Source organism: Spiroplasma endosymbiont of Danaus chrysippus (genome assembly GCF_902809815.1).
Lineage (GTDB): Bacteria > Bacillota_I > Bacilli_A > Mycoplasmatales > VBWQ01 > Spiroplasma_E.
On the sequence record NZ_CADDIL010000007.1, the window covers coordinates 43,220 to 62,038 of the forward strand.

Genomic DNA, 18,819 nt, shown 5'->3' on the forward strand with positions numbered 1-18,819 from the left:
AATCCTTTATTTAATAATTATTATTATCAATATTAATTAAAGGATTAACAGTTCTTCAAGTCACATAAATTATAATTGAATTAATTATAATTTTAAAAGGTGCTTGCACAATTCTCATAATTGCTGTTGCTCCATAATCCTTGGCATTAGGATCAAATAAAGTCATATCAGCATAGGCGGCTATAAGCACTGTTGTTACATACTCAGCTACTACCACTAATAAAATAATTGGTAAAATTTCTTTAATTCTATAAATTTCTTTTTTCAATAAATAATAAAATAAAACACTATAAATACTTAATAGGCCAATAATGCCACCACCACCCATAATACTAGCCAGAACATATTTATTAACAATAATTCCTGACATAGAATATGATGATTGCTTACCTGAAATAACAATATACATGCCACCACCAGCAAAGAAAATAATAAAAAAATTAATTAAAGCAAAAATAACTCATGGATAATCTTTTAGTTTTACTTTAAATATTCCAGCAATTCCTGCTAAAAAACCAGTAAAAATAATACAAAACATATAATAAATACTAATATATGAAGGAACAAATAACATTACTAAAATATCTGTTACTGCAGCACAAATAATACCTATAATTGGACCAAACATATAACCGGTTATTTTAATCATTAAACCTTCAAAAGCAATTCTAATTGGTGGTAATACTGTAATGGGTATCGTAATAGAAACAATAATAGTTGCCACAACTGATACCGAAGATAACATTGTTATATAAGCAATATTTTTAGTAGTAAAACGAACACCTTTATATTTATCTTTACGAAATCATTTTCAAAAACTATTCATTAAAATATATGCTAACATTATGCTACTTAAAGTAATAATTAAATAAATAGCTGTAGATCTACTAAATAAATTTAAGGTATTTAAATCATATCGTTGAGAAAATATGTGATTAAATATTAAATTATTGGGCATTTAAATAACCACCATTCCCGAAATATTCTTTAAAACTATATTAATTTTAACAAATATATCATAACATTGTTTGCTTAAATACATATAATAAAATTAGTATTTTTTATTTTTATCACTTAATGGGAGTTTTATTTTTTGAAATCAATCAATTATTAGTTTTGCTAAATGGTCTTGAATTAAAAAAACCATTATAAGCACTTAAAGGTGAAGGATGTGCACTCTCAATAATAAAATGTTTTTCTGTATCAATTAGCATTTTTTTATTTCTTGCATTTTTACCTCATAAAATAAAAACAAGATTAGTACAGTTTAAATTTAAAAATGATAAAACATGATCAGTAAAAGTTACTCATTGATATTGTAAATGACTATTAGGTTGACTTTGTCTGACAGTTAAAGTTGTATTTAAAAGCAAAACTCCCTGTTTAGCTCAAGTTGTTAAATTACCATCATTATCTTTTTCAATATTTAAATCATTTTTTAGTTCTTGAAAAATGTTTTTTAAACTTGGTGGTAATGGAGTATTTGTTTGAACACTAAATGCTAAGCCATGAGCTTGATTTGGCTGATGATAAGGATCTTGACCTAATATTATTACTTTAACCTTTGATAAAGGAGTTATTTTAAAAGCTTGAAATATTTCTTCTCATTGAGGATAACAAAGATAAGTTTGATATTCCTTTTTAATATCTTCTAATAATTTAGTAAAATATGCTTCTTTATATTCTTGTTGAAAAAATTCTAATCATGAAGAATCAACAAATAAAGTTTTATTATACATTTTTTTCACCTACTACTTATGATAACTTTGATTATTAAGTATTTGTAATGAACGATATATTTGTTCTAATAAAACAACATAACATAATTGATGAGGTAATGTTATTTTACCAAAGGAAATATTAATTAAATTAATATTGTCTTTTAATATTTGTGCTACACCATTACTACCGCCAATAATAAAACCAATTTTACCTTGTTGATAAATTTGATTTTTATTAATCATCTGTGATAATTGTTCACTACTTATTAATTGTCCTGATAAATCTAATAAAAATCACTGATAATCATTATTCTTTGATATGTATTCGGTGATTTTATTGGTTTCAATTTTAATATTATTAGGGATTGAATTTAATTTAGATTCGATAATATTTTTTGTTTCAATATTAGTTCGCTTTTTAATTCGTTCTAAATAATCTTTGGCGGCTGATTTTCAATATGTTTGTGACAACTGGCCAATACAAACAATTTTAATATTTATCATTATAATTCTGAAAAAGCCATGTTATTTATTCTTTCATGAACCACTTTATCTGGGTTACGAAAATCAACATCACCCAAAGCTCTATCAATAGTATTTAGATTAATAACAACTATTTCTTTTTTATTTTTATCAACTCATAAACTAAAAATTACATCAATTTGAATATTAAAATCAATTTTAAAAGTCTTGTTCATTTTTGAATCTTTCATTATAAAGAATAAATGAATTCAACCTTTTTTAATAATGGTTTTATTTTTATCATCTTTAAAGTCAGTAATTTTTGGTGAAACAATACTAGTTTTAGCAACTTTTGAAGGGTTTTCTGCTTCTGTTGCTGTTTCATATGTAACATATCAATAACCATAATATTGCTGTTTAGATATATCATTATCAGTTAAACCAAAAACTAAAAGACTTCCATTTGCATCTTTATAACTAAATGGTTTATTCATTACTTTATCTGGATCATTATTAACATTATAATTAATACTCTCATAATTACCTGATTTATATTGGTCACTATTATAAAAATCCCTAGCAGCATCTGTAACTTCTAATGCATTACGATCAATTCTAATTTTGTCTGCTGCTAGTTGCATAAATGCAGCGAGTGGTTTGTATAAAAGTTTAGTATCATATTGATAGTATTTATTATAAACATAATCAACTAACGGATCACCTTCTTTGTTTGATGGCTCGTTTTCAAAATTTGTTTGAATTTTTGAACCATCTCCAGTACCACAAGCCACAATAGTACTCACAGAAGAAGAAAGTAAACTAAGTGTTGAAAATAAAGTGATTAATTTACGCATTTGATTGTTATTCTCCTTAAACTAAATAATAATTAAATATTCACTAAGAATTGTAACTTATTTTTTTATAAAAAGCAAAAGGAAATTCATATAGGGAGGAATTAATATAACGGATAGATTTTCTAACTTCAAACAATAAAACTAGCAAATCTAAATATTTGTTAATTAAATTATACCACAAATTTTAAAAATGTTAAAAAATATAATTATAAAATTACATTTAAATAACACAAAAATCCTAATCTTAAAATTAGAATTAAAAAATATTAAATTGTATTATTTTAAGCACTATTAATATAATTTCTATTATTTAAATAATTGGCTCTAGCCATTAACATATTAATTAACGTTGGATAAGCATATATTTTTGCACCTTTAGTTTGAGATTTAACTAAATGTTGAATATCACTTTCAGCACTACAGCCAATATTTCAACTAGCATTTTGATTAATAATACCTTCTTTATTATTTTCAAAAATCCTTAAAGTTTCTTTATTTACGGTGGTTAGCCCTAAATACTGGACCACTTTTGGATAGACAGTTTTAAATTTTTATTTGTGAAATTGGTGGTTTTAGAAATTTAGAATGTATTCTTTCGTAATTATAAAACATAATATATTGGTTTACATCATTTATAGCTTCATTGAGAGAAAAATATTGATTTGAACCTTTAGGTAGTCATTCTTGAGATAAATGAGAAAATCAGTTTTCAGATATTACATTGCCACCAATATCATAAGGTTGTTTTTTGCTTAAAATTATTTGCTTATCAGCAGCTCAATTTGTGATGTCTTGACAATAAAATTCGTTGGCGTTATCTGAGTGTAAAATAACGTTTTTTACTTGGTTTCAAGAGAATTGTTGATTTATTTTTTCAAGTGCAGGAAGGATTAAATCTTGATAGGATTTGTTTGAACATGTATTATAGCTTACAATATTATTTGAATAAAAATCAATAATTACAAAAAGATATAATCAACCTTCTTTAGTATTTATTTGTTTAGTGTCCATTGATCAAATTTGATTTGAAGAGGTTGTACTTTTATAATCTTTGTTTACTTTATCCATTGTAGGTATTCACTTATTTGGATTTTTTTTGTTTTTAGGATAGTTATTTTTAGTTTGTTTTAATCCTTGAAGATTGTGATCTTTCATAATTTTTCGCATTTGTTTTGTTGATAATTCTAGATTTAAAATAATATGTTTGTATTGTTTTAATCATTCTTTAAATGCTGAAAAAATTCGTAAATAGCCATAAATTTGTCCTTTTCTTGTAAAATGAAATTCAAGTAAAAGTTGGCATAATTCTTGATATTTATGTGTACAATTACTAATTTGATTTTTTTCTTTTTTAATAGGGTTTTGTTTGTTTTTTACAAAATAATATGTTGATCGGTTTAGTTGAAGATGTTGGCAAAGATATCTAATTGAATATTGGTTTTTGCTATCATCAATAATTTGAATTTTTTGTTTGATATTTAACTTGTTAATTACTAATGCTATTTGTTTAATTTTATCCATTATTAAAAATCCTTTCATGTCAAAATTAGTGTTAATTGTATAACACAATTGTTTTTCGAATACATTCAAGTTTTTTTTAAATTAATGGTCTAGTAAAAAGGGCTAAGTAGCAAGTAGCTAAGTAGCAAACTCTGAAAAACTATTAAAAATAAGAAACGAAATAAAACAATCTAAAAAAATAATGAAAGAAGAAAAAAATAAACTTACTGCTAAAGAATATAGAGAATGAAGAGATAAGAAAATTAAAGAAAAAGAAAAAAAATAACAATTAATTTGTTATTTTTTGTTATAATTATATTATAAAAATTAAATAAAAGAATATATGAACTAATTAATAAAGTTAATAAGTTATTACTAGCGAAGTCTAACTTAAAGATTATATTAATTATATCATAATTTTTCTTTTTTTAAAGCATATGAAAGGAGATTTTTATGTGCAAGAAGAAAAAATAAAAATAAGAACAATTTTTAATGATGCTAAAAAATTAAGAGAATCATTAGAAAATTATTTTATTCATTGTAATGAATTTAAAGAAGTTCCTACAAAATTAGGAATGTTAATTTATTTAGATATAACTGAAAGTACTATTAGGACTTGAAAACAAAAAAAGAGAAATACTTTTTTACAACAAATTAATTGAGCGCATTCTCAAATTGAACACTTAAATTTACAAAGATATTTAACTTCAAATGCTGGTACTTCATCATGATATTTAAAAAGAGCATATGTTAATAAATATCATTTATCTACAAAAATTGATATAAAAAACAGTGATAACGTCGCCCCTATAGCAATTAGTTTAGAAAATAAAGGTAAGAATAAATGTTAAGTAATTTTGGTTATTTATTAGATATTGCTAAAAGAATGTATTTAAAACAACCTTTAAATATTACTAAAATTAAACAATTAGGTAGTCGTAAATCTGGTAAAACATTTAGTGATATTGAATTTCTTGGTATTTTATTAATGTTAGATAATATTAATATTCATGCTTATTTAATTCGTAATATGTCAAAACAATTAAATGATAGTTGACAAGAATTAAAGCAAATTATTAGAGCAACATATCCATCAATTAATTTTATTATTAGTGAAACTAAAAAAAGTATTGAATTTAATGGTAGTAAAATAACTTGTAAATATTTACATTCACAAGATAATAGTAATGTTAAATTAACTGGATTAGCAAGTAATTATTTATATGATTATGTAATTATATGAAGTGATGAAAGATATGAAATTACTGAAAATGATTATCAAGATTTAAAAGATGCTATTCGTGGTGCAAATCAATTATTAGAAATTGAAAGTTGTAATCCTTGAAGTATTTTAAATGAATTTATTAAAAAAACTATAAATGCTTGTCCACAAAATGAAAAACAAATTATTAATGAATATGAACAATTTACTATTATTGATAATACTATTTATCATTATCAAAATTGAAAATTAAATACTTATTTAAAAGATAGTGATAAACAACAATTATTAGAAATAGAAAAATTAGACCCAATATCTGCAAGAGTAAGAAGTCATGGTTTAGTTGGTTATGAATCTGGTGGAATATATTCACATTTAATTCATAAGATTAGTAGATTATTACAACCAAGTTATAGATTTAGTGCTGGATTAGATTATGGGTTTAAAGATGATGCTTTAGCATGTTTATTAATAGGTTTTGATTATAATTTTAAATTTGTTAATGTTATTGATTGTTTAAAAATAGAAAATAAATTAATTCGCTATGATAATAAACAATTAGCAAGATTAGTAGTTGAGTTTTATATTAAATTAGCAAAAGAAAATAATTTGTTATATGAATATGGTTTAACTGTATATTGTGATTTTAGTAATTATACATTTATTGAAATGTTAAATGATACAGCAATTAAATATCAAGTTAATTCATGATTATANCTAATTAATGCTTTTACAACTGTTTTTAAAGCCATTTGGTCAAAAGCAGAAGTTCATATATGATTTAATTTTCATTCTTGACTTTTTTTATTATAAGTTTTGCCATATTTATCTTTATGTTGATTAATTTCTTCAACAGTCATTCCTTTATAAAAATTATTAATTTTACCATTTTTATCTAAAAGTGAAATATAACAATAATAACCAATAGTATTAATTGTTTTTCTTTCAAAAATTAATGCTGGATTAATTTCTCATTTATTATTTTCTTTATTAAATTTATGTGCTGTTGTTATTTTTTCTCTTTGAAAATCAACAACTAATCCAGTTCTTTGTAATAATGTTAATCAACCATCTTCTTGAATTTGAACTTGTAATTCATCACCATAAGGAATTAATGCTAATTCTTTTTTAATAGGATTAATTGAAAGATTTAATTTATATAAATTAAATAAAGCATTAAATAAACTTTGTTGATTCATATTTCTTAAATCTTTACTAGAATTTCTAATCATTTCATAATAATTTCTAAATTTTAATAATTCTTCTTTATTACTTTTAATAAAATTAGGAATTTTTAATTCATTTTTAGTATTATTACTCATTATTTTCTTCTCCTTTTTTATTTAATAATTCTAAAATTTCATCTAATTTTTTATTAATTTTTCCTAAGTGTTTTAATAAAATTAAAGTTTGATTATCCATAATTTTTCTCCTATCATTTTTTAATTGTTTTAAATCTATTATCTAAATGTACTTCAATATTTTTACTAGGATTAACTATTAAATGACTATTCATAACAATTCAATTATTTAAATTACTATCTAATTTTTTAGGTAATTTATCAAATTCAATTGAATTACAAGAATAAATATTTTTTTCTTTAATTGTTTTTTCATTAATCATTTTTATTTCTTCTTAATCATTCTTTAATATTATTTTTTAAAATATTTAATTCTTTAATTTGACCTCTGAACACATCTAATTCTCATAAATTTAATTGACTTAAATTAATTTCTTCAATTTGATATTCTAAAAATTCAATTCTAGCATTAAGATTTTTAACTAATAATTCATTAAAATTACATTTTTTATTTTTACAATATTCCAATTTATATTCCATTTTTTATTTTTCTCCTTTAAAATAATTTGTTTTTGCATTTATTCATTCAAGTATTAATTCATTGGTTATTTCAATTTCTATTTCTTTTTGAGTATTTTTATTAGTTAAATAAACATAAGTTTTATTAGATGGCCATATACCATTAGCAAGTAACATACAATAATAAGCAGTTAATTGTAATTTAATTCTTTTTAATTTATCATCATCTATACAGGCATAAGTTTTATAATCTACTAAATAATATTTATTTTCTTTTTTATCTCAATAAACTAAATCTGGTGTTCCAGCAATTACACTATCATTAATAGGTTTTTCTATAATAAATTCATAATTATTTTTATTTTTAAATTTTTCTTGTAAAAATATAAGTGATTTTTTACAATAAGAATAATTTATATTATTAGTTACTGGTTTTAATTTTTTTAATAAATTATTAATTATATTTTCTTGATTAATATTTTGTAAATATAATTCATTAAGTTTATGAACTCATTTACCACGAACTGAAGCATTTTTTAATACTTCTGGTGCTATATGACTATATCCAAAACCTAAATAATTATCAATAATTCTAGAAACAGATATTAATTCTTTATTTTCTAAAAAATATTGATGAGTTTCTTTTTTAAAAATAAATTTACTCATATTTTTTTCTACCTATTAATATTCAAAAACATTTATTACATAATCTATTACCAAAAGAAGATTGTTTTCTACATTTATCACAAGAACTATTCATTCTATATTCTCTATATTCCATAAATATTTTTCCTTTCATTAATTAAGTTTTTTATTTAATTCCTTATTATTTAAATTTATGTCTAATTCCATTACTAATATTTCATATTTTTCAATATAAGCATCTTTAATTAAATGATGTTTATAATTTCTATGATAATTATTAGCATGCTCTACAGTTGAAAATGCTTTAAATTTTATTTGATTAGTATAATTGACTTCATATTTTAATAAGTAAATATATTTCATATTTATTTTTCTCCTTTTAATTTTTTATTGTGTTATGATATTGTTAATGAGGTATGTATTTATATATAAACCCCCTATTTTTTTAAATAATACAAATGTAATTATTAATATAGATTAATGGGTTATTTACTGAGCCATAATAAGGCTATTCAAATTAATCTATAATTACATTAAGCGATACAGTGTAACATTTTAACTTGCTTAACATTAAATGCTCTTTTATTCTGATATAGAAGTATTTACATTTTGTACTCACTATTAGACTTCTACGACAGTTTTATTAAGTTTTAATCTTTTAACAAAAAAAGAACGATAGTTATATCGTTCTTTGTTATCCAATTATGAATCTATCCATTAAAGTTATGCGCCCGAATTACTAAAAAAGAATTTGGTAAATCTATAATAACTAATTTAGATAATATTTTTATTGGTTATACTAATGAAAATTTAAAATTAACTGGTGATGGTGCAACTTATCTTAAATCTACTGCTAATTATTTAAAAATTGATTATGCTGTAGATAAATGACATCCATTACAAAAATTAAAACAAGTATTTATTGTAGGAAAAGGTAAAAGAACAAAAGAAAATAATAAAAAATTAAATTATGCTTATTATAAATTATTTTTAAATGGTAATTATTATAAATTATTAGATTATTTAAAAGAAAATAATGCTGATGAAAAAATATATGAATATTTTAAAAATAATAAAAAAGGTATTGAAAATCAAAATGCTATTTGAAATATTGGTTGTAGTGCTGAAAGTGATGTTTATCATTTAATAAAATCAATATCTAATAATAATGCAAAAATTTATTCAAAAGAAGCATTTTTTAATTTATTAAAATTAAAACAAGCAAGAATTAATAAATTAAAAGTGTTTGTTTAAATTTATAAAATTTAATAAATCTAAACCTAAATAGTTAGGAATTTTTAAATTATATTAATAAAAATAAAACACTAAAATACTTTATTTTTTATAAATACTATGGTATAATAATACCAACAATTAATAATTTATTTTGTCTTTTATTTAAAGAAAATTAAATTATAACTAGACTTGAAATACGCCCTTGCATATTGAAGTCAAAATTATTCTCGTCTAACTTTATAATTTTAAGACAAATTTGAATATTATTGACAACATCGGTATGCTCCCATTTTGAAAAGATACTCCATATTTTGAAAAATTACGAGAAAGTATATATAAATTACAAGAAAAATTTGAAAAATTTGAAAAACAAGCATTTGAAAAAATTAATAAATTAAAAGAAAAAGCAACAGATTTATTTACTAGTGCAGAGAAAAAAGCAATTAAACATGCACAATTAATTCCATTAAATTCACCAGTATTTATGGGTTGTAAAATTCAACCTTTATCATTAGATAAATGTGCAATTACTATTTATCATCGCAATCCTAAATATAAACCAATTACAGTTGTTGATAGTATTCTTAAAGCAGAAACTTTTGTTACTCAAGTACATCCATTTCACTGATATCGTTGATATAGTGGTTGATACATTGGTTATGGTGTTAATCGTAATAAATGATTAAAAGCAATAGCATTTGCTCCACCAGTGGTACAACAAGTAATTAGAGATAGTTTTAAAGTATATAGAGAAATATTTAGAATAGTAAGAACTTATCATAAAGTAGTTAATGTTATTAATAATCCTATTGAAAATATTAACAAATCATTTAAAAATGTTGGTTTAAAGTTTTCAGTTAATACTTTATTTGGTACAGGATTATTACATCATTTAGAAAAGTTTGCATATAGTCAAGTTGTAACAAAAAGTAAGAAAAAATTAAAAAAAGGTAAAAATAAAATACAAAAAGAAATTGAGCATATAACACATAAAAAAACAAAAAAACATACTCATCATTATAAACAAGCATTTTTTAAGGAATGATAAATTATGATTAATAAACTTTGAACTGATGTCAGTCTTGAAAATTATAATAACTGATATCCATTAACTGGAAAAATTACAGAAACGCCACAGCAATATATACAAACATGACCAATTGTTAATGATTGATTTAAAACTTTTGCTATTCGTGCTCAAAATGATATTAATGCTTATCTTGATTTTATTTTATCTAAATTTCCTTTTGATAGTTTTAAAGATGAATTAATTAAAGAAACATTAAGAGATATGGTTTATGTTATGGTTGAACATTGAGTATTTAATCGTACACCAATTGAATTTAATGTTGATGCTACTATTCAATTTAATAATGGTAATCAATTTAGTGCAAATAGTACTCCTACAATTAATGTTTGAGATTTAGCACCTAGTAGAATGAAAATATGAGCAAGATTAACAGAATTAAAACAAATATTTTCAAGTTATAATAATGATGAAATAGATGTTGAAAAAATTGACTTAAAAGCATTTTATACTAGAAATCAAGTTGATGAATTAATAAAAGAACAAAAAGAATTTACATTATTAAAACAAATTAAATTATATGATGATTTAGTTGATGATAATGAAAATGAAATATATAGAGGTCCTGTTAGTAAATTTATTAATAAAGGTTATGTTGCAACTGATTATGATAAAGAAACTGAAACAATGATTTTAGATTGACCAGATGAAATTGGAACATTACCACCAGAAGCATTACAAAATAATCCACAAATTGGTGATTATACACATGCACCAACTTGTGATTTTTCTGCTAAACAGCAAAAACGAATTACTACAAATGAAAATGAAATTACCAAATTAAATAGTGAATTAACTAAAACAAATGAAAACATTGATGATATCAAAAATAATTGATTTAATATTGAAACTAGTCCTTTATGAAAGAAAGTTGAAAATAATAATATAGAAACATTTAAATGATATTTTATTAAAATCAGTTATCAATATTCAACAGAAAATAACTTTATGAAATTTTATAAAGTAATTAAAATTTATTTAAATAATGTTTTTAATGAATTTGAATTGTTAAATGTTGATTCCATGACGTATAGTGAACAAATCCAAAATAAAAGAATTTTAAATACCGGAACGATTTACTATAACAATAAAAAGAAAGAATTTAGTGGTGGTGGTAATTCTTATCCTGAACGTGGAAAAATTAATTTAATTGGTGATATAAAAGAAATATATCAATATCAAGGAATAGATACGCCAACTGAATTTATAGCAGAAGAAAGTACTGAACGTGATTATTATACAAAAATAGAAACTAATAATTTATTAGATAAAAAACAAAATAAATTAATTGCTGGTGAAAATATTACTATTGATAAAGAAACTAATACTATTAGTGCTACTGGTGGTAGTAGTGAATCATTATGAGAAGTAGACCCTAATAGTCCAAATATTATTCAACCTAAAGAAAAAAGAATTATTACTTCAAATAATACTAGAATTGTTGATATAGGTGAACCAGAACAAGAAAAAGATGCAACTACAAAACAATATGTTGATAATTTATTAGATAAAAAGCAAGATAAAGAAAAGTGATTAATAGTTGCTACAAGTGTTATAAATGGAGTTAATCAAACTATTACATATGATTGTAAAGAAAATAAAAGATATCGTATATGATTTAATTATGGTATTAGAAGACAAACATTAATATTATCTGATATTTATATTTATGAAGAATTTATTTATTCAAAAGGAAGTAATACTGAATTAACATTTGATATAAATCATTCTCAACCTTATTTAATTTGTAATAGAACAAATACTCCAATATTTACTTGATTAGCTGGAAATACAAGAAACGGTAATTTATGAAAATTAGAAGAATTAGAAGAAAATAATGAAAATATTTATAAAATTACTAGTAATACATTAAATATTATTTCACCAAATAAAATTAATATGAATAAACCAATAAAAATTATTTCTAATAATTTAGAAACAAATGAAATTGAAGAAAATTGTTGAGATATTGAATTAAAAAATAATCCAATTCCAAGTATTCCAAAATGAAAAGAAGTAGGAACAAGAGAAAAAAATAAATGAGATAATTGACAAATTACTTATGATTTTAAAGAGAATAAACATTATAGAGTTTATTATTCTTGAAGTATATATAATCCAGTTTATACTATTCAAGAATTTATTATAACTGATAAAAAAATTGCTGGTGTACAAATACAAACCTTTAATGATAGTGCTAATATAGTAATTTTATCAGTTCAACATGCTAAATTGATTACTATTTATACAGGAAAAGGTAATTTAAAAGGTAATGTATGAAAATTAGAAGAATTACAGGAATAATATTATGTTTTTTAAAATTATAAAAATTATTTTAGGTTTAATTGGAGTATTATTATCTTCTGCTGTTGCTGGTTTAATTATATTTATTATAGTAAAAATTGTATTAAAAATTAATCAAATATTTTAAAAAAAGGTGGTGAATATTATGTTAAGTCTATTTAAAAGAAAAGAAAAAAGTAATATTAGTGATAATCAAAATGAAAAAGTAAAATTTTTAACTAATAAAAATAAAAGTACACATGCTTCAATTTTAAATTATTTTGGTTTTAATGATTTTAATCATGAAACTTATTTTACTGATTTTGTAGCAGAAAATAATGCTAATTTATATAATGCTCCATTAGAAATTAATAATGAAACTATTAAACAATATTTAATTCAACAAGAATTTTATAGAAAAAATTGAAATTCTATTTTTAAATTAAGCAAATTAGGAATTAGTGGTTATTTAATTTATATTGCTAATGATGATTTATATTTTCAAGTCATAGATATACAACAAAGAGTTTATGATATTACTGGTAAATTAATTCAATGTACTATTTTTTATGACAGTTATCAACAAAATGCACAAACTGTAAGATTATTTGAAATTTATACACTAAATAATGAACAAGTAATAATTAACCGTGCAATTTATAGTATTAATGATAGTAAAAACCAATTTCCATTAGATTTTAACTCATTTATTAATAATCCTAATCTATTACAAGAACAAACACTAAATATTAATTATATACCAATAGCAATTATGCGAAATAAAGCAAATGAATTAGCAGATTGTGATAAAGTAATGGATAAAATTAAAGCATTAGATGTTATTTATGAACAAATTGTTTTAGATACCATTTTAAATTCACCTAAATTTATATTTAGTCAAACTTATGGTAATGTTCAATCAGCATTAGAAGAAGCAGTAAGAACTTTGGTTACTAAAAACTACATATTTAAAAGTGGCGGAGATAATAATGAACAAAATGAAAATATCAATATGACAAATAGTAATTTTAAAGGTAAAAATTTAACTGATATATACGATTGAAATGTTAATGAAATATTTAAACGTTGTGGTATTCATATACCAAGTCAAAAGAAATCTGCACAACAATCAGTTCCCGAAAGTACAGCAGTAAATATTTCAACTATTAATTATATTGAACAAAAATTATGACAATTTAACATTGATATTCTTAAATTTATTCAAATATTAGTAACCGTAGATAAAGATTTATTAAATAGTAAAACATTTAATATTAATGATGAACAAGAAATTAATAACTTAACAGTTAAATTAAAATTATTTAATCCCGAAAATAACCAATTAATAGGAGAGAACAATGGAAAACAACAACAAACCACAAACGAAGTTTCCACAGAAACAAACTAAATTAAATCAAGCAGAAGTAGAAAATGATTATTTAATTGATAATATTCCTTATGATTTTACTAATATGATGAGTGCTACTAGTGATCCTGATATTAATAGAGCATATGATGAATTTAAAAAAAGAACAATTTATATTTATGAAATTGAACGTTTATTTAAAAATAATGAAAATAATAGTTTAAGATTTTCAGCAAACACTATTAAAATAGGTTTTATTGATATTGATAAAGTATTAAAAACTATTGCTGTTGAAACATCAGACTTTACTATGCAATTAAATCAAAGAGCAAGTACAAACATTAATGATAATACTATTGAATATAGTATGACTGATATTAAAAATTTAATATTTCAAGAAATAAATTTATTAAATCAATTTAAGTTATATGCAGTATCTATTAATGAACCATTAACTGAAAATAATATTGATAATTTATATATCATTAATAATTATTCTCAACCTTATCAAAATCCAAAAACAAGAAGTACTAAAAGTATAACTATTATTAAAATTAATGATTTTAAAACAAGAGATGGTTATCCAATAATTATTAAATTACAAAAACCATTAGATAAAGATACGAAAGTTATTGGTTTAAAAATTAAAGCCCCTAGAAGCATGATTTTTGGCAATATAAAAGTACTTGGTGAAGTTGACAATATGGAAGTATACCCAAAGTTATTTGTCAAAGATAAGATAGCATTTCCGCTATTATCAATGCCAATTGAAACTCAACCAAAAGTTAGAATATTACAACAATGATTTAGTGAACAAATATTACCTTGAAATTTGGTGGTTAGCCCTAAATACTGGACCACTTTTGGATAGACAGTTTTAAATTTTTGAGGCTTTTTAGTAATCTGTGTTTCTTTGTTTTACAAAGTACTAGTTCAGATTAATTCTGTCTTCAAATTTTATCATAAAATGAGCAATTGCTGTATTTCAATTTTGAATAGGCAATGTTCATTTTTTTGTGATATTTTCAATTGCTAAGNTTTTATTAGTTATCCAGCAGAAATTAAAAGGGTAATTTATACTACAAATGCTATTGAATCTGTTAATAGCCAATTACGAAAAGTTATTAGAAATAAAAAAGTTTTTCCTAATGATATGGCAGTTTTTAAAATTTTTTACTTAGCAATTGAAAATATCACAAAAAAATGAACATTGCCTATTCAAAATTGAAATACAGCAATTGCTCATTTTATGATAAAATTTGAAGACAGAATTAATCTGAACTAGTACTTTGTAAAACAAAGAAACACAGATTACTAAAAAGCCTCAAAAATAATGAAAATAATAGTTTAAAATTTTCAGCAAACACTATTAAAATAGGTTTTATTGATATTGATAAAGTATTAAAAACTACTGGTGTTGAAACATCAGATTTTACTATGCAATTAAATCAAAGAGCAAGTACTAATATTAATGATAATACTATTGAATATAGTATGACTGATATTAAAAATTTAATATTTCAAGAAATAAATTTATTAAATCAATTTAAGTTATATGCAGTTAGTATAAATGAACCTTTAACTGAAAATAATATTGATAATTTATATATCATTAATAATTATTCTCAACCCTATCAAAATCCAAAAACAAGAAGTACTAAAAGTATAACTATTATTAAAATTAAAGATTTTAAAACAAGAGATGGTTATCCAATCATTATTAAATTACAAAAACCATTAGATAAAGATACCAAAGTAATTGGTTTAAAAATTAAAGCCCCTAGAAGCATGATTTTTGGCAATATAAAGGTACTTGGTGAAGTTGACAATATGGAAGTATACCCAAAGTTATTTGTTAAAGATAAGATAGCATTTCCGCTATTATCAATGCCAATTGAAACTCAACCAAAAGTTAGAATATTACAACAATGATTTAGTGAACAAATATTACCTTGACATTTAGCAAAACAATTTATTGGACAAGAAAAATCAGTTTTAGACTTAATTAAAATTAGTAGTGGTTCTGTAACAAGAAGAGAAGTTATTAATAATGCAAGAATAACTCATGCTTGATTAGGATATGAAATGGGTACTGTTTGAAATGGTCAGTGACCATTGAAAAAACAAAAAGAATTAAAAGATAAAGAAGTTTGAAATTTTGCCGGTGAAAGTCAATTTTATAGTTATGTTGCTACAAATGATAAATTTGATGATATTGAAATTGAAATACAAGATGCACCAACTATTGATAGTTTACAACAGTTATTATTAGATATGCTAAGTTATACATATAACTATAATAGAGGTTTTGATGGTGCAGAATATGATGAAAAAAAACATCAACCAACGAATGAAATAGCAAAATTGCGTGATAAATTTGAGGGACAAAAACCCGATGAAGTAATTACTAATTTGTTTAGACAATGAGAATTTGATTATCCAAATTATATAAATCTACCACAAATGCAAATATTTAAGCAAGTATTTATTATGCTATCAAAATATATTTATTCATCACTATCAATAAATAAAGGTTTAAATGATGATAATAAAATATTATTGCCTTATTATTTTGAATTAAAATCAAGTCCAATAAAACCTAGTAAAGGTGATATTTGACAATATAAAGATGTAAAAGTAATATTAAAATCTCCATATTTTCATTTTACTGATATAAATAATATTAAACCAAAAAATAATGATATTAGTCAAAATGAATTATTTAAACTAGATAGTAATCAATTTAATTGATTATCTATTACAAATGAATTAGAAAGTAATAACATTCCGTCATTAATTCCAGCAGATTGAACATTATCAAATGGTGAATATGGAAAGTATTTTACAAGAATAATTATTAGTAACAATAAAATTGAAAATGCTTTAAATTTATATGGCTCAAATAAATCTCAATTATATTCCAAATTAGAATTTTATAAAGAAATTTTAAAAATTGATAATAATAGCGAATTTGAATTACAAATTGAAAATCCGATTAATAACTTAAATCGAATTGAAATTAGTGGAATATTTAGTGCTGGTAATTATGATCTGATTTTAATAACTGATAAACAAGAAATTAATTTAAAAAATATTAATTTATTTGATAAATATAATGAGAATATTTCTTATATAAATATAGAAATTTAATTATCAAAATGAGGCTTTTTAGTAATCTGTGTTTCTTTGTTTTACAAAGTACTAGTTCAGATTAATTCTGTCTTCAAATTTTATCATAAAATGAGCAATTGCTGTATTTCAATTTTGAATAGGCAATGTTCATTTTTTTGTGATATTTTCAATTGCTAAGNATTTGTTTTATGTTGTGCTATTGAACCAACTATTAAACCAGTTGTAGCAAGAAATAATGCTAAAATTGATGTTATTTTATAAAAATTTGTTTTTATTCATGTTTTCATATTAAATTACTCCTTTTTTCTTAATTTTACTTTTAAATTGTACTTATTTTTTGATATTTTTACAAGTATGCTTTTAAATACAAAATAACGACTAAATTAAAGGCGTTTATTTTATGAGACCTATACTATTAATTATATTAAACTTGCTTATTATATAGCAAATGTGAAGATGCTTTTTTTCACAGTAGCATTATTTTATCCTTAATTACATTTTTATATGAATATAATCTTTCATTTCAATTAATTTATTTTTATCTTTTTTAATCAAATTAAATATTTCATAAATTAAGTGATTTAATAACTTAATTTATAGTAATTTTAATTTTTTGTGTTTCACCATATCAATTAGGTTCTGAAAAATCTGCTTTAATAACTACTCAAAAGTTTCCTTTTCGTTGAGCATTATCAGAATTAATTTTTGATTGTGGGTTATATTCATAATATGTAACTGTTGTAAAACTATATGAAATAGGTTTATTTTTAAATACATCATTATTTAAAATTATCGAATCAAAATCTTTAAATTTTTTAAGTGAATCAACAGTCAAATTTAAACCAATTAATTGGGTAATATCACTTAATTTATATTGTTTTAAAGATATTTTAATTGGATTTGTTGAACCTTGATAATTGGTATCATCATTATCAGCAGTAATAACTACATACAAGTCACCTGCTTTTTGTTTTTGATTACTTACATTAGTTTTGCCTTGTACATCACTAAAATATTTCATTGTTGGATTTACTAATTTTGGTTTTAATACTCGTAAATAAAAATCACTTAAAATTTTTGAATCAAGTTCTTGATTTGTTTTATTTGCATCAAAAAGAATATCAACACTTAAATTTTTAATCTTAGTATTTAAATCAATCTTTTGTTTTGGAGTTGGACTTGGCTCTGGTGTTGGATTTTCTCCACCATCACATGCAACCACATTTGCACTTGCTGTTCCCATTAAAATCATTGCTCCTATCATACTTAGTAATTTCTTCATATCTTTTACCTCCTTATAACCTTTTTCATTAAATATTATAATTAATTTAAATAAAAAGATTATATTTATGCTATTTATATAGAAAATGTTTAAATAATTTTTATTTTATTTAAAATTACACTTATATATGTATATAATAAACAAGTAAATTAATATTTTTAAAATATTTACAATAAATTTAGATTTTTAAAAAATAGTTAGGAGAAAAA

Annotated in this window: 19 protein-coding genes and 2 pseudogenes; 8 read left to right on the forward strand and 13 right to left on the reverse strand. The window is 21.9% G+C overall.

Translation table 4 applies throughout. The annotated features are described in order from the left end of the window. Window positions 1-10 precede the first annotated feature (10 nt). The 6 genes from SPIRDC1_RS08715 to SPIRDC1_RS08740 form a co-directional block, all read right to left on the reverse strand. On the reverse strand, window positions 11-958 hold the full coding sequence (locus SPIRDC1_RS08715) for a hypothetical protein (protein WP_174481456.1): 948 nt from the start codon (window positions 956-958) through the stop codon (window positions 11-13). Between the two features lie 109 nt (window positions 959-1,067). Beyond that, window positions 1,068-1,739: a uracil-DNA glycosylase gene (locus SPIRDC1_RS08720; RefSeq protein ID WP_174481457.1), complete on the reverse strand. Its 672-nt coding sequence runs from the start codon at window positions 1,737-1,739 to the stop codon at window positions 1,068-1,070. 12 nt (window positions 1,740-1,751) lie between these two features. Further along, window positions 1,752-2,225 carry a 23S rRNA (pseudouridine(1915)-N(3))-methyltransferase RlmH gene (locus SPIRDC1_RS08725; RefSeq protein ID WP_174481458.1) on the reverse strand — a complete coding sequence of 158 codons (474 nt, stop codon included), beginning with the start codon at window positions 2,223-2,225 and terminating at the stop codon, window positions 1,752-1,754. Further along, on the reverse strand, window positions 2,225-3,037 hold the full coding sequence (locus SPIRDC1_RS08730) for a hypothetical protein (protein ID WP_174481459.1): 813 nt from the start codon (window positions 3,035-3,037) through the stop codon (window positions 2,225-2,227). Before SPIRDC1_RS08730 ends, SPIRDC1_RS08725 begins: the two co-directional genes overlap by 1 nt. Before the next feature lie 281 nt (window positions 3,038-3,318). Next, window positions 3,319-3,564 carry a hypothetical protein gene (locus SPIRDC1_RS08735; protein ID WP_174481460.1) on the reverse strand — a complete coding sequence of 82 codons (246 nt, stop codon included), beginning with the start codon at window positions 3,562-3,564 and terminating at the stop codon, window positions 3,319-3,321. 16 nt (window positions 3,565-3,580) lie between these two features. After that, window positions 3,581-4,576 (reverse strand): IS3 family transposase, encoded by a 996-nt coding sequence (locus SPIRDC1_RS08740; protein ID WP_174479968.1) that lies wholly within the window; start codon window positions 4,574-4,576, stop codon window positions 3,581-3,583. A 416-nt stretch (window positions 4,577-4,992) separates the two neighbouring features. Here SPIRDC1_RS08740 and SPIRDC1_RS08745 point away from each other — a divergent pair, with 416 nt between their 5' ends. Further along, a complete protein-coding gene (locus tag SPIRDC1_RS08745) occupies window positions 4,993-5,388 on the forward strand; it encodes a terminase small subunit (RefSeq protein ID WP_174480391.1) in 396 nt (131 codons plus the stop codon). Between the two features lie 1,088 nt (window positions 5,389-6,476). Here SPIRDC1_RS08745 and SPIRDC1_RS10565 read toward each other — a convergent pair. The 6 genes and pseudogenes from SPIRDC1_RS10565 to SPIRDC1_RS08770 form a co-directional block, all read right to left on the reverse strand. Then, window positions 6,477-7,081: pseudogene (locus SPIRDC1_RS10565) on the reverse strand (recombinase RecT); the annotation flags it as partial. Between the two features lie 110 nt (window positions 7,082-7,191). Beyond that, window positions 7,192-7,383: a hypothetical protein gene (locus tag SPIRDC1_RS08755; RefSeq protein WP_174480720.1), complete on the reverse strand. Its 192-nt coding sequence runs from the start codon at window positions 7,381-7,383 to the stop codon at window positions 7,192-7,194. Further along, entirely contained in the window at window positions 7,376-7,600 is a 225-nt protein-coding gene (locus tag SPIRDC1_RS08760) for a hypothetical protein (protein WP_174480719.1), read from the reverse strand. The genes SPIRDC1_RS08755 and SPIRDC1_RS08760 overlap by 8 nt, the downstream gene beginning before the upstream one ends. A 3-nt stretch (window positions 7,601-7,603) precedes the next feature. Continuing rightward, window positions 7,604-8,245: a PD-(D/E)XK nuclease family protein gene (locus tag SPIRDC1_RS08765; RefSeq protein ID WP_174481462.1), complete on the reverse strand. Its 642-nt coding sequence runs from the start codon at window positions 8,243-8,245 to the stop codon at window positions 7,604-7,606. Further along, a complete protein-coding gene (locus SPIRDC1_RS10385; RefSeq protein WP_255495914.1) occupies window positions 8,238-8,360 on the reverse strand; it encodes a hypothetical protein in 123 nt (40 codons plus the stop codon). The genes SPIRDC1_RS08765 and SPIRDC1_RS10385 overlap by 8 nt, the downstream gene beginning before the upstream one ends. Window positions 8,361-8,377: 17 nt before the next feature. Beyond that, complete coding sequence (locus SPIRDC1_RS08770) at window positions 8,378-8,587, reverse strand: hypothetical protein (RefSeq protein WP_174480717.1); 210 nt, start codon at window positions 8,585-8,587, stop codon at window positions 8,378-8,380. A gap of 1,153 nt (window positions 8,588-9,740) precedes the next feature. On the opposite strand from SPIRDC1_RS08770, the gene SPIRDC1_RS08775 reads away from it, so the two are divergent. The 7 genes and pseudogenes from SPIRDC1_RS08775 to SPIRDC1_RS08805 all read left to right on the forward strand — a co-directional run bounded on the left by SPIRDC1_RS08775 (window position 9,741) and on the right by SPIRDC1_RS08805 (window position 17,346). After that, window positions 9,741-10,508 carry a hypothetical protein gene (locus SPIRDC1_RS08775; RefSeq protein ID WP_174481463.1) on the forward strand — a complete coding sequence of 256 codons (768 nt, stop codon included), beginning with the start codon at window positions 9,741-9,743 and terminating at the stop codon, window positions 10,506-10,508. 3 nt (window positions 10,509-10,511) lie between these two features. Beyond that, window positions 10,512-12,851, forward strand: coding sequence for a hypothetical protein (locus tag SPIRDC1_RS08780; protein ID WP_174481464.1), 2,340 nt, complete (start codon window positions 10,512-10,514; stop codon window positions 12,849-12,851). A gap of 4 nt (window positions 12,852-12,855) precedes the next feature. Further along, window positions 12,856-12,978 (forward strand): hypothetical protein, encoded by a 123-nt coding sequence (locus SPIRDC1_RS10390; RefSeq protein ID WP_255495889.1) that lies wholly within the window; start codon window positions 12,856-12,858, stop codon window positions 12,976-12,978. Window positions 12,979-12,996: 18 nt separating this feature from the next. After that, the gene (locus tag SPIRDC1_RS08785) at window positions 12,997-14,238 is read left to right on the forward strand and encodes a hypothetical protein (RefSeq protein WP_174481465.1); all 1,242 of its coding nucleotides are present in this window, start codon (window positions 12,997-12,999) and stop codon (window positions 14,236-14,238) included. Beyond that, a complete protein-coding gene (locus tag SPIRDC1_RS08790; protein WP_174481466.1) occupies window positions 14,189-15,067 on the forward strand; it encodes a hypothetical protein in 879 nt (292 codons plus the stop codon). Before SPIRDC1_RS08785 ends, SPIRDC1_RS08790 begins: the two co-directional genes overlap by 50 nt. A 167-nt stretch (window positions 15,068-15,234) precedes the next feature. Next, a pseudogene (locus tag SPIRDC1_RS08800) lies at window positions 15,235-15,481 on the forward strand (transposase); the annotation flags it as partial. Between the two features lie 152 nt (window positions 15,482-15,633). Further along, window positions 15,634-17,346, forward strand: coding sequence for a hypothetical protein (locus SPIRDC1_RS08805; protein WP_174481468.1), 1,713 nt, complete (start codon window positions 15,634-15,636; stop codon window positions 17,344-17,346). A 571-nt stretch (window positions 17,347-17,917) separates the two neighbouring features. On the opposite strand, the gene SPIRDC1_RS08810 is transcribed toward SPIRDC1_RS08805, so the two are convergent. After that, window positions 17,918-18,610, reverse strand: coding sequence for a lipoprotein (locus SPIRDC1_RS08810; RefSeq protein ID WP_174481469.1), 693 nt, complete (start codon window positions 18,608-18,610; stop codon window positions 17,918-17,920). Window positions 18,611-18,819 lie beyond the last annotated feature (209 nt).